Source organism: Bradyrhizobium algeriense, from assembly GCF_036924595.1.
GTDB lineage: Bacteria > Pseudomonadota > Alphaproteobacteria > Rhizobiales > Xanthobacteraceae > Bradyrhizobium > Bradyrhizobium algeriense.
Window position 1 is genome coordinate 6,372,935 of the sequence record NZ_JAZHRV010000001.1, and the last position, 14,652, is coordinate 6,387,586.

At 63.6% G+C, this 14,652-nt stretch carries 14 protein-coding genes; 7 read left to right on the forward strand and 7 right to left on the reverse strand.

Annotation, left to right across the window (positions count from 1 at the left end; translation table 11 throughout):
- Positions 1-73 precede the first annotated feature (73 nt).
- The gene (locus V1286_RS30720; RefSeq protein ID WP_334486025.1) at positions 74-1,561 is read left to right on the forward strand and encodes an aldehyde dehydrogenase family protein; all 1,488 of its coding nucleotides are present in this window, start codon (positions 74-76) and stop codon (positions 1,559-1,561) included.
- Between the two features lie 94 nt (positions 1,562-1,655).
- Here the strand turns inward: V1286_RS30720 and V1286_RS30725 are convergent, their stop codons facing one another.
- The 5 genes from V1286_RS30725 to V1286_RS30745 all read right to left on the reverse strand — a co-directional run bounded on the left by V1286_RS30725 (position 1,656) and on the right by V1286_RS30745 (position 5,137).
- Positions 1,656-2,624: an NAD(P)H-dependent flavin oxidoreductase gene (locus V1286_RS30725; protein ID WP_108512180.1), complete on the reverse strand. Its 969-nt coding sequence runs from the start codon at positions 2,622-2,624 to the stop codon at positions 1,656-1,658.
- 234 nt (positions 2,625-2,858) lie between these two features.
- Positions 2,859-3,389, reverse strand: a complete 531-nt coding sequence (locus tag V1286_RS30730) for a hypothetical protein (RefSeq protein ID WP_334486030.1) — start codon at positions 3,387-3,389, stop codon at positions 2,859-2,861.
- A 95-nt stretch (positions 3,390-3,484) separates the two neighbouring features.
- On the reverse strand, positions 3,485-4,066 hold the full coding sequence (locus V1286_RS30735; protein ID WP_334490017.1) for a YqaA family protein: 582 nt from the start codon (positions 4,064-4,066) through the stop codon (positions 3,485-3,487).
- A 63-nt stretch (positions 4,067-4,129) separates the two neighbouring features.
- Positions 4,130-4,588: a phosphoribosyl-ATP diphosphatase gene (gene hisE, locus V1286_RS30740; RefSeq protein WP_334486032.1), complete on the reverse strand. Its 459-nt coding sequence runs from the start codon at positions 4,586-4,588 to the stop codon at positions 4,130-4,132.
- Between the two features lie 123 nt (positions 4,589-4,711).
- Positions 4,712-5,137 carry a hypothetical protein gene (locus V1286_RS30745; protein WP_108512182.1) on the reverse strand — a complete coding sequence of 142 codons (426 nt, stop codon included), beginning with the start codon at positions 5,135-5,137 and terminating at the stop codon, positions 4,712-4,714.
- Between the two features lie 352 nt (positions 5,138-5,489).
- Between V1286_RS30745 and V1286_RS30750 the strand changes: the two genes are divergently transcribed.
- The 6 genes from V1286_RS30750 (at position 5,490) to V1286_RS30775 (ending at position 13,068) form a co-directional block, all read left to right on the forward strand.
- A complete protein-coding gene (locus V1286_RS30750) occupies positions 5,490-6,479 on the forward strand; it encodes an ABC transporter substrate-binding protein (RefSeq protein ID WP_334486036.1) in 990 nt (329 codons plus the stop codon).
- 150 nt (positions 6,480-6,629) lie between these two features.
- The gene (locus V1286_RS30755; protein ID WP_334486038.1) at positions 6,630-8,408 is read left to right on the forward strand and encodes a glucan ABC transporter ATP-binding protein/ permease; all 1,779 of its coding nucleotides are present in this window, start codon (positions 6,630-6,632) and stop codon (positions 8,406-8,408) included.
- A 211-nt stretch (positions 8,409-8,619) separates the two neighbouring features.
- Positions 8,620-10,041, forward strand: a complete 1,422-nt coding sequence (locus V1286_RS30760; RefSeq protein WP_417021198.1) for a D-alanyl-D-alanine carboxypeptidase family protein — start codon at positions 8,620-8,622, stop codon at positions 10,039-10,041.
- Positions 10,042-10,216: 175 nt separating this feature from the next.
- Positions 10,217-11,899, forward strand: coding sequence for a long-chain fatty acid--CoA ligase (locus V1286_RS30765; RefSeq protein WP_334486040.1), 1,683 nt, complete (start codon positions 10,217-10,219; stop codon positions 11,897-11,899).
- A gap of 22 nt (positions 11,900-11,921) precedes the next feature.
- Positions 11,922-12,473, forward strand: coding sequence for a DUF924 family protein (locus V1286_RS30770; protein ID WP_334486042.1), 552 nt, complete (start codon positions 11,922-11,924; stop codon positions 12,471-12,473).
- Between the two features lie 109 nt (positions 12,474-12,582).
- Entirely contained in the window at positions 12,583-13,068 is a 486-nt protein-coding gene (locus V1286_RS30775; RefSeq protein WP_108512187.1) for a peroxiredoxin, read from the forward strand.
- A gap of 137 nt (positions 13,069-13,205) precedes the next feature.
- Here V1286_RS30775 and rnhA read toward each other — a convergent pair whose 3' ends face one another.
- Together rnhA and V1286_RS30785 are read right to left on the reverse strand one after the other, a co-directional pair.
- Complete coding sequence (gene rnhA, locus V1286_RS30780; protein ID WP_065752206.1) at positions 13,206-13,670, reverse strand: ribonuclease HI; 465 nt, start codon at positions 13,668-13,670, stop codon at positions 13,206-13,208.
- Positions 13,667-14,647 carry a homoserine kinase gene (locus tag V1286_RS30785; protein ID WP_334486050.1) on the reverse strand — a complete coding sequence of 327 codons (981 nt, stop codon included), beginning with the start codon at positions 14,645-14,647 and terminating at the stop codon, positions 13,667-13,669. Before V1286_RS30785 ends, rnhA begins: the two co-directional genes overlap by 4 nt.
- Positions 14,648-14,652 lie beyond the last annotated feature (5 nt).

A 14,652-nucleotide genomic window follows, 5' to 3' on the forward strand; every position in this document is an offset into this window, starting at 1 on the left:
CCATAGGCACACCATATCATATTTACAAAGCGCTATCTCCTCCTAATTTCAGGCACAACAACCGGAGGATATGATGTCTATTGCATATGATTACGGCCGCGAATCCATCCCCGCCGTCGCATCCGGCAAGCCCCGGCTGCTGCTGATCGACGGCCGGCACGTCCCGTCCGCCTCAGGCCGCACGTTCAAGACCCTCAATCCGGCCAACGAACAGGTCATCGCGACGGTGGCCGAAGGCAACGAGGCCGACGTCGATCGCGCAGTGGCGGCGGCGCGGCGCGCCTTCGAGGGCCCCTGGCGCAGCATGCGCGCCTCCGAACGCGGCCAGATTTTGCTCCGTCTGGCCGAACTGATGAAACAGCACGCCGACGAGATCGCAGCCCTTGAAAGCCTCGATGCCGGCAAGCCGATCGCGGGCGTGCTGCGGCAGGATCTTCCCGCCGCCATCGATACGCTGACTTACTATGCCGGCTGGGCCGACAAGATCAGCGGCGAGGTGGTCTCGACGCGGGAAGACGCGCTCACCTACACCATGCGGGAGCCGGTTGGCGTGGTTGCCGCCATCGTGCCGTGGAATTTCCCGCTGATGATCGGGATGTGGAAACTGGCGCCGGCGCTGGCTTGCGGCTGCACCATCGTGATGAAGCCCGCCGAGCTGACATCGCTTTCCGCATTGCGCATCGGTGAGCTGGCACTCGAAGCCGGGTTGCCGCCCGGCGTTCTGAACATCGTTACCGGCCCCGGACGGGTGGTCGGCGACGCGCTGGTCAATCATCCTGACGTCGACAAGGTGACGTTTACGGGATCGCCGGGCGTCGGCCGCGGCATCCTGCGCGGCGCCGCCGGCAATTTCAAACGCGTGTCGCTCGAGCTCGGCGGCAAGTCCGCCAACGTCATCTTCGACGATGCCGATATCGAGACGGCCAGCATGGCGGCGGCGTCGGGAATCTTCTTCAATGCCGGGCAGGTGTGCTCGGCCGGCTCGCGCGTGCTGGCTCATGAGAAGGTCTATGACGAGGTGGTCGAGCGGCTGACGCAGCGCGCCAGGGCCATCCGCATCGGCGATCCCGCCGATCGCGCCACGGCGATGGGGCCGGTCATCTCCGAGAAGCAGATGAAGAGCATTCTCGACTACGTGGATATCGGCCGCAACGAAGGCGCGCGGCTGACGACGGGCGGCGAACGCGTTGGCGACCGCGGCTATTTCATCAGCCCCGCCGTGTTTGCCGACGTCGAGCACCAGATGCGCATCTCGCAGGAAGAAATCTTCGGGCCCGTGGTGAGCGTCATCAAGTTCAAAGATGAAGCCGAAGCGCTCCGCATCGCTAACGGCACGGCCTACAGCCTTGCGGCCGGCGTCTGGAGCCGCGACATCGGACGGGTGCAGCGTTTCGCCAAGCAGGCGAAGGCCGGAACGGTCTGGATCAACACCTATGGCTACACGGACGTGCGGCTGCCCTGGGGCGGCGTGCGCGATTCAGGATTCGGCCGCGAACACGGCACGGCCGCGCTGGAGAATTTTACCGAGCCGAAGGCCGTCTGGATGAATCTGAACGTGTGAGCGCCACACGCGACTGCCGAGGGACCGCGAAGGCGACTTTCAAGGCCTCACCTTGGCCGCCCTCTCCTCGTAAGGGAGAGGGCGCTGGCCGCCGTTACAATGCCGGGTCGACCGCCTCGTCATATTCTCGTCTGAACCGCGCGATCAGTTCGGCAGCCGGCAAGACCTTGGCGACGCTGCCGACGCCCTGGCCGGAGCCCCAGATTTCCTTCCAGGCCTTTGGCTTGGCGCGCTCGCCCGACGCGTCCGTACCGAAGCTCATTTTTGAGGGATCCGAGGTCGGGAGATTGTCGGGATCCATGCCGGCCGCGACGATCGACGGCTTCAGATAATTGCCGTGTACGCCTGTGAACAGGTTGGAATAGACGATGTCTTCCGCAGCCGAGGCCGTGATCATCTGCTTGTAGCCCTCCACCGCATTGGCTTCGGTGGTGGCGATGAAGGCGGAGCCGATATAGGCAAAGTCGGCGCCCAGTATGCGCGCGGCGCGGATGGCGCGGCCGTTGGCAATCGCGCCTGACAACGCGATCGGACCGTCGAACCAGGCCCGCGTCTCCGCCACGAAGGCCAGCGGCGAAATCTCGCCGGCATGGCCGCCGGCGCCGGCCGAGACCAGGATCAATCCGTCGGCGCCCTTCTCGACCGCCTTGTGCGCGAACTTCTGGTTGATCACGTCGTGGAAAACGATGCAGCCCCAGCCATGCGCGGCCTGATTGAGTTCCTCGCGCGCGCCGAGAGAGGTGATCATCATCGGCACCTTGTGTTTTTCACAAAGCGCCAGATCCTGATCGAGCCGGTTGTTCGACTTGTGCACGATCTGGTTCACCGCAAACGGTGCCGACGGCCGCTCGGGATGCGCCTTGTCGTAAGCGGCGAGTTCTTCCTTGATCCGCGCCAGCCACTCGTCGAGCAGCGCCGGCGGGCGCGCGTTGAGCGCCGGGAACGAGCCGACCACACCCGCCTTGCATTGCGCGATCACGAGATCCGGCACGGAAATGATGAAGAGCGGCGCACCGATCACGGGTAGCGACAAACGGCCCTTGAACAAGGCAGGCATGGACATTCGAAACGATCCTTCGGTTTATTCAAGCGGTGAGGCATCGCCGTAGAGATGCCAGACGTCATACCAACAAGGCAATCTTTCCAGTGTCAAGTATTGCGTTTTGTCGCTAGCTTGGAATGACTTTTCTGCGAAAACTCATTCCACGCCAGCTTTTTGTTTGCGCATGATCTCCGCGCAAACGCGTTCCGCGTTTGTCGCGAGGGAAAACCGGTGCCCACTTTTCCGGATCATGCACTACTGACAGAGCGCCCTCGTCACGTAATTTTCGTTCTTGCAGTCGCCCGGCTGGCGCTTGTAGCCCGGCAGATACACTTTCGGCGAGCATTTCTCGGCAGCATCCGTGTCGAGGCTCTTGCCTTCCTTGTAGCCCTTGCTCTGGCACAGCCGGTCGGCGCCGGCCTTGCAGTCCGGCGCGCCGTTGGAGGACACCAGACACGCCGCCCGCCCGCTTACCATGATCGAAGGCTTGGCCATGTTCGACAGACTCTGGCCGGCGTCCTTGGTGCGCGCGTTGAAATCGTCGATGGTCTCGCTCGGGCTCCTCAGCGGTAGCAGCGATTTGGATTTCTCGAACAGTTTTTCGATTTCGTTGATCAGCCCCGGATTTTCCTCGCGTCGCGGCGGGGCCGGCTCGATCTGCTGCGGCCGAGGCTGAGCCAACACCGGTTGCTGGGCCGGCGACTGCAGGCCAAGCGAGGACTGGGGCGCGGCCTGCGGCCAGGCAACTTCGGGAGAGATCGCCAGCATGGATGCAACGAGGCCCATGGCCGCGCGTTGCGCCCCGAATAGCTTGAATAAACGGCCGGTTCGATCGGACATGGCGCGGAACGTAGCCTGAAGCCGGCATGCCGGCAAAGCGGCTAGACCAGCTTGAACGCAACGACGAAACCGAGCACCAGTACAACCGCCCCGATGGCGACCCACAGGCCGAGCCGCTTTTCCAGCTCGCTCCGGATCACGTCGCCGTAGCGGTTGAGCAGGACGGCGACCACGAAGAAGCGCCCGCCGCGCGCGACGATGGAGCACAGGATGAACAGCCAGATGTTGTAGCCCGCGAAGCCCGAGGTGATGGTCACGAGCTTGTAGGGGATCGGCGTCAGGCCCTTCACCAGGATGATCACCGCGCCCCATTCGGCATAGGAGGCCCGGAAGGTCTCGACCTTGTCACTGAGGCCGTAAAGGGTAATGAGCCAGTGCCCGATCGAATCGTAGAGCAGCGCGCCGATCGCGTATCCGACCACGCCGCCGGCGACGGAAGAGATCGTGCACACGGTCGCGAACCACCACGCCTTCTTCGGCCGCGCCAGCGACATCGGCAACAGCATGATGTCGGGCGGAATCGGGAAGAACGAGCTTTCCGCGAAGGATACGGCCGCCATGATCCAGAGCGCGTAAGGCTTGTCAGCGGCGTCGATGCACCAATCGTAGGTCCGTTTCAGCATGGCCGCATGAACCATCATGCGGCGGATTTGTCCATGCCGGAAAAGGACGAAATTGGAGGGGAATTAGTGCCGTTTATGCGAAGAGCGGCCTTCCAGCGCGACAATTCGCCGCCGGACCGCGGGGGACGCCGTCGCCTTGGACAACGCCTTGGCAGATAGCGGCTTGGCGGGTAGTGCCTTGCTCGCGAGAACTTTGGGCATTTTGACCGCCGACTTCGGCAGCTTCTCGGCGATGCCGAGCATATCCTCGCGGCGCCCCATTTCGCGCCAGACATCCTCCGGCTTCACGCCGGCCGAAGCCCAAAGGACGATCAGGTTGTAGAGCAGATCGGCACTCTCGCGGACCACCGCGTCGGTCTTGCCGTTGACGGCGTCGATGACGACTTCGATGGCTTCCTCGGCGAGCTTCTTGGCCATCTTGGAGGGACCGCGCTGAAACAGCCGGGCCGTTCGCGACGTGGCCGGATCGAGATCCCTGGCCGCGATGACAGCCTGATAAAGCCGTTCGAGCGAATCACTCATCATGCCAACCTAATGCAAAGCCGTGGCGAGCGTGTTAACGGCCAGGCCTGCAACCAGAAAAAAATCCACCGGCCGGACGGCCGGTGGATTTATCTTTAACGACTGCTTTAACGGCGGTCACAATTACCAGCTAGCGAGGGGATGCCCGCGATAGTGGGGCACGCCCGATCGATAATAACCGCCGCCATAGTAGGGGCCGCCTCCGTAATAGACCGGTCCGCCGTAATACGCCGGCGCGCCACCGTAGTAGCCGTAGCTGTCATAATAATAGTCGCGCCGGTTCTGGGCGGCCGCGATCGCAAGCCCCGTGCCGACGATGCCAGCAAAAGCCGCCGCTGCCGCGGCACCACCGCCGCCGCGATAATATCTGCGGCGCGCGCTGATATCGGTCGCATCGCTGGTCCCTGCCGATGCCGTGACGCCCTTGCCTGAAGTCGCGGAGCCGGCGAAGGCCATCGATGGCTGGACCGCCGTCAGCGCCACCGCCGCGATCGTCGCCACCGCGCCGGCGCGGCCGATCGATGAAAACAAACCCTTTCGCGCAAACATCTCGACATCCTCCGTGGGAGCTGGCCCGACAGGCCTCCGATGGCTAACCACTGAGCAGATACTAGGTTCCCGAATCCGAACGGCAGCTGAACGATCCCTGGCAAAATCATGGCAGTCATCGACCGTTCAGGTTAGATGCTGCAGAATGGCTCGCCCAAGAGCGATTCATGCCGTTGGCGATGTCACGAAACAGTCATCGCCGGCGCGGCAACTTGTCCCACCTCGTGCTGATGTAACCTCGATGCGTGCTGTCAGGACCAACGTCATCCGCTCTCGCCTGAGCGCTCTCTTGAGCGTTCGCTCGAGGGTTCTCTTGGCTTCCCTTGCCGGGCTGTGCGCAATTGCGGGCTTGATGGCGAGCAATGTCCTGGCCGCGGATGAACCCCGGCCTCCCCTCGCGATCCAGTTTTCGCTCGATCGTCCGATCGATGCCGCAGCCGCCCCGTTCGTAATGGCCTCAACCGGCGGCCTGTTCAGCGCGGAAGCGCTGGCGGTCACGACCAACATCGCCAGCGGATCGCAGGATGCGATTGCGCGCGTCGCGGCCGGCACCAGCGATTTTGCCCTCGTCGACATCAACGCATTGATGCGGTTTCGCGACAAGGACAAGCAGGGCGGCCCGAGGATCAAGGCGGTGTTCGTGCTGTTCAACAAGGCGCCCTATTCCATCATCGCCCGCAGAAGCCGCGGCGTCCGTGCGCTGACTGACATCGAGGGCAAGACGCTCGGCGTCGCCGAAGGCGACCTGTCGGTCCGGCTGTGGCCGGCGGTAGCCCACCAGAACGGCATCAAGATCAAGACCGTGAAACAGAGCAGCATCAGCGCCGCAGTACGCGAGCCGATGCTTTCGGCGGGCCAGATCGACGCCGTGACCGGATTCTCTTATCTGTCGGCGATCAATTTGAAGGACCGCGGCGTGCCGGCCGACGATCTGGCGGTGCTGAAACTCGCCGACTATGGCTGCGAGGCCTATGGTTTCGCTGTTATCGCCAATCCGGCGCTGGCAGCCGCCAAGCCCGAGACGGTGAAGGGATTCGTGCGGGCCGCGATCGGCGGCCTGAATCTCACCGTCAAGGACCCTGCAGGCGCTGCGACCGAAGTCGCCAATCGCATGGACGGCGGCTCAAAGGACCTCGAACTCGAACGCCTGCAAGCCATCCTGCGCGACAACATCCTGACCAGCGAAGTGAAACGCAACGGCATCGGCGCGATCGATCCGGCACGCTTCGAACGCTCGATCGACCAGGTCTCGGAAGATTTCAAGTTTCAGAAGCGGCCGCAGGCCTCCGACATTTTTGACGACCAGTACCTGCCGCCGCTCAACGGCCGCTTGATCAATTGAGGCAGTGCCCCTTCATGGAGAGGTGGGCGTGTTATCCGCAAGCGATTAGAGATAAAAGCGATTGAACAAATTCATCCCGCTCTGGTTCTCCGCCGCGATCCCTGATTAGTATAGTGGCCGCTGATCGCTTCCTTTGAGTCCTTGATCCGAATGTCCATGCTGCGCCTCTACACCCGCGTCCTCGAGCTGCTCGGCAAGGAGGCGCGGCTGGGCTGGATTCTGGCCTTCGCCAACCTGCTGCTGGCCGGCGCGCAATTCGCCGAGCCGGTGCTGTTCGGCAAGATCGTCGACGTGCTCTCCGGCAAACCGCAGGCCGGGCCGCTGGCGTCGAATTCGGCGTGGCCGCTGCTCGCGGCCTGGGTTGCGTTCGGCCTGTTCACGATCCTCTGCAGCGCGGCGGTCGCGCTCAACGCCGACAAGCTGGCGCACCGCCAGCGCCAGGTGGTGCTGACGGATTATTTCGAGCATATCATGCAGTTGCCGCTGACCTTTCATTCCGGCACCCATTCCGGCCGGCTGATGAAGGTGATGCTGAACGGCACCGATGCGCTGTGGCGGCTCTGGCTCGGTTTCTTCCGCGAGCATTTTGCCGCAATCCTGTCGCTGGTCGTGCTGCTGCCGCTCGCGCTCTACATCAACTGGCGGCTGGCGATCCTCCTGTTCGTGCTGTGCGTGGTGTTCACGGTGCTGACCACGCTCGTGGTGCGCAAGACCTACGGCATGCAGAGCGAAGTCGAAGCGCAATACAGCGACCTTTCGGCACGCGCCTCCGACGCGCTCGGCAATGTCGCACTGGTGCAGAGCTTCGTGCGGATCGATGCGGAAGTTCAGGGCCTGCGCTTCGTCGCCGACAAGCTGCTCGCCGCTCAGATGCCGGTGCTTGGCTGGTGGGCGCTGGTCACCATCATCACCCGCGCCTCCACCACCATCACGGTGCTGGCGATCTTCTCCGTCGGCATCTACCTGCACGGACAAGGGCAGACCACGGTCGGCGAGATCGTCATGTTCGTGAGTTTTGCGACCATGCTGATCCAGAAGCTCGAACAGGTGGTGAGCTTCATCAACAGCGTGTTCATGGAGGCGCCGCGCCTGCAGGAATTCTTCGACGTGCTGGACGCGGTGCCCGCGGTGCGCGACCGGCCCGGCGCGATGGATACCGGCCGCCTCTCCGGCCTCGTCGAATTCAACGACGTCTCGTTTTCCTATGACGGCAAGCGGCCCGCGGTCGAGGACGTTTCGTTTACCGCCCTGCCCGGCCAGACCATCGCGCTGGTCGGCCCGACCGGCGCCGGCAAATCGACGGCGATCGCGCTTCTGCACCGCGCCTTCGACCCGCAATCCGGCATTATCAAGATCGACGGCATGGATATCCGCGGCCTGAAGCTGACCGCGCTGCGGCGGAACATCGGCGTGGTGTTCCAGGAGGCGCTGCTGTTCAACCGCTCGCTCGCCGACAACCTCCGCGTCGGCAAGCCGGACGCCACCGACGAGGAAATGCGCATCGCCGCAAGCCGCGCGCAGGCGCTGGAATTCATCGAACGCAGCGAAAAGAAATTCGAGACCCACGCCGGCGAGCGCGGCCGCATGCTGTCCGGCGGCGAACGGCAACGCCTGTCGATCGCGCGCGCGTTGCTGAAGGACCCGCCGATCCTGATCCTCGACGAGGCGACCAGCGCGCTCGACGCCGTCACCGAAGCCAAGGTCAACGCCGCCCTCGACGAGGTCATGAAGGGCCGCACCACCTTCGTGATCGCGCACCGGCTTTCAACCATTCGCAACGCCACCCGTATCCTGGTGTTCGACAATGGGCGCGTGATCGAAAGCGGAACTTTCGATGAACTGGTGGCCAAAGGCGGACGCTTTGCGGAACTCGCGAAGGCCCAGTTCATGGTGCAGGAGAATGCGCGCGCCGGAATCGAGGCCAAATAGGCTAGCGTGAGCGCGATCACGGTTTGGACATCGCCGAATTTGCGACGATTTCGTCCACCATTTAATCGCCCGGGCTCTGTTCTGGCCGGCCAAGCCGGTATAGGTTTGCGCCTGCCGCAAAGCGACGGCGCCGGACACGCTTGAAACCCGAACGTTAGCTTCTCAAGGACCTCCTTTTCGAAGGCGGGTCTCAAAGGACCGGAACGGAAAAGTGCAACTTCTTCGCCTGCTGCCACGCCATTCGTCGATGAACTGGATTCTCCTCGTGGCGGCGCTAGCCGTCGTGACGCCGCGCGCCGTGCAAGCCGAAGCGCTGCTGGTCGTTGAAGCCGACACCGGCAAGGTGCTGCAGGCCGACAACGCCACCATGCCCTGGTACCCCGCCTCGGTGACCAAGATCATGACCGCCTACGTCACGCTGAAGGCCGTGAAGGACGGGCGTCTGTCGCTCGACACGCTGCTGACGGTGTCGCCGGTCGCAGCCTCGGAATCGCCGTCCAAGATGGGTTTTCCTCCGGGCACCCAGGTCACCGTCGACAACGCGCTCAAGATGATGATGGTGAAGTCGGCCAACGACATGGCTGTGGTGCTTGCCGAAGGCGTCGGCGGATCGATCGACGGTTTCTCGGCGATGATGAACCAGACCGCCGCGAGGCTCGGCATGACGCAGACGAGCTACGTCAATCCGAACGGCCTGCCGGCGGATGGACAGATCACCTCGGCGCGCGATCTTGCGATCCTGGCGCGCGCCGTCATTCGCGACCTGCCGGAATACGAATACTTCATGCACATTCCCTCGATCCGCTACGGTCGCAGGGTGACGCAGAATTTCAACAAGCTGATCGGGCGCTATCCCGGCGCCGACGGTTTCAAGACCGGCTTCATCTGCGCTTCCGGCTACAATCTGGTTGCGTCTGCGACGCGCAACGGCAAGCGGCTGATCGCCGTCGTGCTCGGCGCGTCCTCGGGCCAGGCACGCGCGGTGCGCGCCGCGCAGTTGCTGGAGCGTGGCTTCGGCAACGGACTGGGCTGGCTGAAGCCTTCGCTCGGTACCGTCGACAGTCTGGTTCCGATCGATGCGACGCCGCCGAACCTGCGCGAAGAGATGTGCAACGGCAAACGCAAGCGGCCGGCCACCGACGAGGACGCCGACGTCGTCGCCACCAACGGCAGCGCGTCGAGCGGCGAGACCGCGGTCACGTTCTTCACCGCCGCCGGGCTGCAGCCGCCGATGGCCAAGCCCGCGGACTTGATGGCTGCCGCGGCGGTGCCGTCCGAGCCCGTCCCGGTCTATACCGGTCCGACCAAGACCGGCGCCGCGTTGATCGCGGCCGTTGCGGCGGAGGCCCAGAAGCAGGCCTCGGCAAAGCGCGGCAAGAAGTCGAAGATTGCAGCGAAGAAGCCCGACGCCGCGGCAGCACCCAAGGCTGAAGCCAGCGCGAAGCCGGCCGCCAAGCCTGCGACGGTCAGGCATGCGAACGCCAAGCCGGAGGCTGCCGCCACCAAGCCAGCCGCCGCGGCCGATAGAAAGCCAGCCGCCAAGCCTGCTGCCGTCGGAGACAAGCCCGCGCCGAAGCCGGCCAAGCCGAAGGCCACCGCGAAGCCCAAAGGCGAAACCAAGCCGGCTGGTTAACGGGCCGCGAAGCCACCGTAATTAGGCAGCTTTCCTGCCGTTCGGCCGAACTATTCCAGATCGCTGAATGCGTCGATAACGCGCAGCCGCTTGCCATCGGCGGCGGCATTCACAATACTGCCCAAAACAAGGCGAGCCCGGCTAGGAAACAGGGAAACAAGCAGAGGGGAATACCATGGAGCGGATCTGGCTCAAGCAATATCCGGCCGGCGTGCCAGCCGATATCGACGTCACCCAGTACTCATCGCTGGTCGAGCTGTTGGAAGAAAGCTTTGCGAAGTTCGCCGACCGCAAGGCGTTCATCTGCATGGACAAGTCGATCAGCTACCGCGACCTCGACGATATGTCGGCCGCGCTCGGCGCCTATCTGCAGGGCAAAGGCCTGCAAAAGGGCGCCCGCGTCGCGCTGATGATGCCGAACGTGCTGCAATATCCGGTCTCGACCGCCGCCGTGCTGCGCGCCGGCTATGCGGTCGTGAACGTCAACCCGCTCTACACCCCGCGCGAGCTCGAGCATCAGCTCAAGGATTCCGGCGCGGAGGCGATCATCGTTCTGGAGAATTTCGCCACCACCGTGCAGCAGGTGATCGCGAGGACCGCGGTCAAGCACGTGATCGTCGGCAGCATGGGCGACCTGCTCGGCTTCAAGGGCGTGATCGTCAATCTGGTGGTCCGCAAGGTGAAGAAGATGGTGCCGGCCTGGTCGATCCCGGGCGCGGTCTCGTTCAACGATGCGCTCGCCGCCGGCCGCGGCAAGAAGCTCGACAAGCCGAAGCTCACGCTCGATGACGTCGCCTTCCTGCAATACACCGGCGGCACCACCGGCGTCTCCAAGGGCGCGACGCTGCTGCACAAGAACATCCTCGCCAACGTGCTGCAGAACGACGCCTGGCTGCAGCCGGCGCTGAAGAAGCCGCCGATCGTCGACCAGATGATCATCGTCTGCGCGCTGCCGCTCTATCACATCTTTGCACTGACCGCGTGCTACCTCTTGGGAGTGCGCGCCGGCGGCACCAATCTGTTGATTCCCAACCCGCGCGACATGGCCGGCTTCGTCAAGGAGTTGATGAAATACCAGGTCAGCTTCTTCCCGGCCGTCAACACGCTCTACAACGGCCTGCTCAACACGCCGGGCTTCGACAAGGTCGATTTCTCCAAGCTGAAAGTCTCCAACGGCGGTGGCATGGCGGTGCAAAGACCGGTTGCCGAGAAGTGGTTGAAGATAACGGGCTGCCCGCTGGCGGAAGGCTACGGCCTGTCGGAAACCTCGCCGGCGCTGACCTGCAACCCCGCCGACACCGACCAGTTCTCCGGCTCGATCGGCATTCCCGTACCCTCGACCTACATCTCGATCCGCGACGACGACGGCAAGGAGGTGCCGCTCGGCGAGCCGGGCGAGATCTGCGCCAAGGGCCCGCAGGTGATGGCCGGCTATTGGAACCGGCCGGAAGAGACCGCCAACGTGATGACCGCGGACGGCTTCTTCCGCACCGGCGACATCGGCGTGATGGATGAGCGGGGCTACACCAAGATCGTCGACCGCAAGAAGGACATGATCCTGGTCTCGGGCTTCAACGTCTACCCGAACGAGATCGAGGAAGTGATCGCGAGCCATCCAGGCGTGCTCGAATGCGCCGTGATCGGCGTAGCCGACTCGAAATCGGGCGAAGCGGTGAAGGCCTTCATCGTCAAGAAGGATCAAAACCTCACGGCCGACGACGTCATCAAATATTGCGGCACGCAGCTCACGGCCTACAAGGTCCCCAAGCAGATCGAGTTCAGGACCGATCTGCCCAAGACCAATGTCGGCAAGATCCTGCGCCGCGAATTGCGCGACGAGAAGAAGGCCGCGGCCTAAAAGCCGTACGGACTTGCTGTCAATGGTCGAAGATTCCGTCACGCCGGCCGGGATTCTGGCGTTCTGGCGTGACGCCGGTCCCAAGCGCTGGTACACGCCCGATGAAGCGTTCGACGCAGAGGTGCGCCGGCGCTTTTTCAGCCTGTGGCAGCACGCGACAGCCGGCGAATTGTCGTCATGGGAAGCAAGCGATGACGGCGCGCTCGCGCTCGTCATCGTGCTCGACCAGTTTCCCCGCAACATGTTCCGCGGCGACATCAGGACCTATGCCAGCGATGCCGAGGCGCGTGAGGTGGCGCATCGCGCCATCGAACGCGGCGTGGACGCGCGGATCGATGGCGCTTTACGTGAATTCCTCTATCTGCCGTTCATGCATTCGGAGCATCTGGTCGACCACTTGCGCTGCATTGAGCTGTCGCGCGCGGCCGGCCATACCGAAAGCCTGAAATGGGCCGAGCACCACGCCAAGATCATCCGCCGCTTCGGGCGCTTTCCTCACCGCAACCACATTTTGGGCCGCGCGACCACGCCGGACGAGCAGGCCTTCCTGGACGAAGGGGGCTTTTCGCCGTGATGACGGAAGCGTGAACGGCCTCAACCGTTGCCGTTTCGCCTGCTCTGAATATTGTACCGGCCGCCTGCCCGGTCTAAGAAACTATCTGCTCATTGAGGGAGAATTGACGATGACGATCCAAGTTGGCGACAAGCTGCCGGAAGCCAAGTTTCGCGTGATGACGGCGGAAGGGCCGCAGGTCAAAACCACCGACGATATTTTCAAGGGCAAGAAGGTGGCGCTGTTTGCGGTGCCCGGCGCCTATACCGGTACCTGCCACAAGATGCATCTGCCGAGCATCTTCCTCAACGCCTATGCCATCAAGGACAAGGGCGTGAGCACCATCGCCATCGTCTCCGTCAACGACGCCTTCGTCATGAACGCCTGGAAGCGCGACACCGACCAGCGCGACGAAGCCGTATTCCTCGCCGACGGCAATGCCGACTTCACCAAGGCGATCGGCATGGAGCTCGACGCCTCCGGCAACGGGCTGGGCATCCGCTCCAAGCGCTACTCGATGCTGGTGGACGACGGCGTGGTGAAGAAGCTCAACCTCGAGCCGGCGCCCGGCAAGGTCGAGGTTTCCGGCGGCGATACGCTGCTGGGGCAGCTCTGAGCTCTACGTCATTGCGAGCGAAGCGAAGCAATCCATTTCACCGGGTGTGCTGAAGCATGGATTGCTTCGTCGCTACGCTCCTCGCAATGACGGTTGTTGGCGCTCGCGCCTATCAAAGCTGTCGTCGCCCGGCGGGCCTACTTCCCCACCCTCTCCTGCAACCGCGCCATCGCCACGCCCTCACGCGCCAATTGATCGGCGCGCTCGTTTTCGGCGTGGCCGGCATGGCCCTTGATCCAGTGCCAGCGCACCTGGTGCGGTTTCAGCGCGGCATCGAGCCGCTGCCATAGTTCGACATTCTTGACCGGCTTCTTGTCGGCGGTGCGCCAGCCGTTTTTCTTCCAGCCGTGGATCCAGCCAGTGATGCCCTGACGCACATACTGGCTGTCGGTGGTGAGGTCGACCACGCACGGCTTTTTCAGCGCTTCCAGCGCCGAGATCGCCGCCATCAGCTCCATGCGGTTGTTGGTGGTGTGGGCCTCGCCGCCCTTCAGTTCTTTCTCTTTGTCGCCGAATCTCAGGATGGCGCCCCAGCCGCCGGGGCCGGGATTGCCCGAGCAGGCGCCATCGGTGAAGACCGTCACGTGGGGCAGTTCGCTCAAGCGACGCATCCCGGCTGGGTCAGGCCGTAATCGCGCACGCTCGCGACGTTCTGGTGGAAGCGCAGCTTGCGGACATATTCGAGCGGGTCTTTGGGCTTGACCAGCGCGCCCGGCGGCACGTTGAGGAAATCGACCAGCCGCGTCAGCAGGAAACGCAGCGCCGCGCCGCGCGCCAGCAGCGGCAGCGCCTCCTGCTCGGCTTCAGACAATTGGCGCTCGCGGCCATAGGCGTTGAGCAACGCGCGGGCCTTGGTGACGTTGAAGGAATGATCCGCTTCGAAGCACCACGCGTTCAGGCAGATCGCGATGTCGTAGGCCAGCATGTCGTTGCAGGAGAACGGGAAGTCGATCAGCCCCGACAATTTATCGCCGAGGAAGAACACGTTGTCGGGAAACAGATCGGCATGGATGACGCCGGGCGGCAGGTCTTTCGGCCAGCACGCTTCGAGGTGATCGAGCTCGCGTGCGATGAAATCCTGCAAGCCGGGCGCGACGCTATCGGCACGCGGCGCGGCGAGATCGAACAGCGGCCGCCAGCCCTCGACCGACAGCGGGTTCTTGCGGAACATCGGGAAGTCCCGTCCCGCCACATGCATCCTGGCCAGCGCCTCGCCGACGCCGGTGCAATGCGCGGCGTTGGGCCGCCGCGGCCACACGCCTTCGAGGAAGTTGATGATCGCCGCGGGACGGTCCGCAAGCTCGCTATAGACCTCGCCCTTGCGATTGCGGGCGGGCTGCGGGCAACGCACACCGCGCTCGGCCAGATGCGCCATCAGCGACAGGAAGTACGGCAAATCGTCCACCGCCACGCGCTTTTCATAGAGCGTGAGGATGAACGCGCCCTTGCTGGTATGCAGCAGGAAGTTGGAATTCTCGACGCCCTCGGCGATGCCCTTGTAGGAGAGCAACTCGCCGATGTCGTAGCCCTTAAGGAACTCCGCGAGGTCTTCGGCGGCGACGTCGGTGTAAACCGCCATCGCGA

What these genes read in the sequence shown, in the direction of transcription:
- V1286_RS30720 (WP_334486025.1), top strand. Translation starts at nt 74, where the DNA reads ATGTCTATTGCATATGATTACGGCCGCGAATCCATCCCCGCCGTCGCA.
- V1286_RS30725 (WP_108512180.1), bottom strand. Translation starts at nt 2,624, where the DNA reads ATGTCCATGCCTGCCTTGTTCAAGGGCCGTTTGTCGCTACCCGTGATC.
- V1286_RS30730 (WP_334486030.1), bottom strand. Translation starts at nt 3,389, where the DNA reads ATGGGCCTCGTTGCATCCATGCTGGCGATCTCTCCCGAAGTTGCCTGG.
- V1286_RS30735 (WP_334490017.1), bottom strand. Translation starts at nt 4,066, where the DNA reads ATGCTGAAACGGACCTACGATTGGTGCATCGACGCCGCTGACAAGCCT.
- hisE (WP_334486032.1), bottom strand. Translation starts at nt 4,588, where the DNA reads ATGAGTGATTCGCTCGAACGGCTTTATCAGGCTGTCATCGCGGCCAGG.
- V1286_RS30745 (WP_108512182.1), bottom strand. Translation starts at nt 5,137, where the DNA reads ATGTTTGCGCGAAAGGGTTTGTTTTCATCGATCGGCCGCGCCGGCGCG.
- V1286_RS30750 (WP_334486036.1), top strand. Translation starts at nt 5,490, where the DNA reads ATGGCGAGCAATGTCCTGGCCGCGGATGAACCCCGGCCTCCCCTCGCG.
- V1286_RS30755 (WP_334486038.1), top strand. Translation starts at nt 6,630, where the DNA reads ATGTCCATGCTGCGCCTCTACACCCGCGTCCTCGAGCTGCTCGGCAAG.
- V1286_RS30765 (WP_334486040.1), top strand. Translation starts at nt 10,217, where the DNA reads ATGGAGCGGATCTGGCTCAAGCAATATCCGGCCGGCGTGCCAGCCGAT.
- V1286_RS30770 (WP_334486042.1), top strand. Translation starts at nt 11,922, where the DNA reads ATGGTCGAAGATTCCGTCACGCCGGCCGGGATTCTGGCGTTCTGGCGT.
- V1286_RS30775 (WP_108512187.1), top strand. Translation starts at nt 12,583, where the DNA reads ATGACGATCCAAGTTGGCGACAAGCTGCCGGAAGCCAAGTTTCGCGTG.
- V1286_RS30785 (WP_334486050.1), bottom strand. Translation starts at nt 14,647, where the DNA reads ATGGCGGTTTACACCGACGTCGCCGCCGAAGACCTCGCGGAGTTCCTT.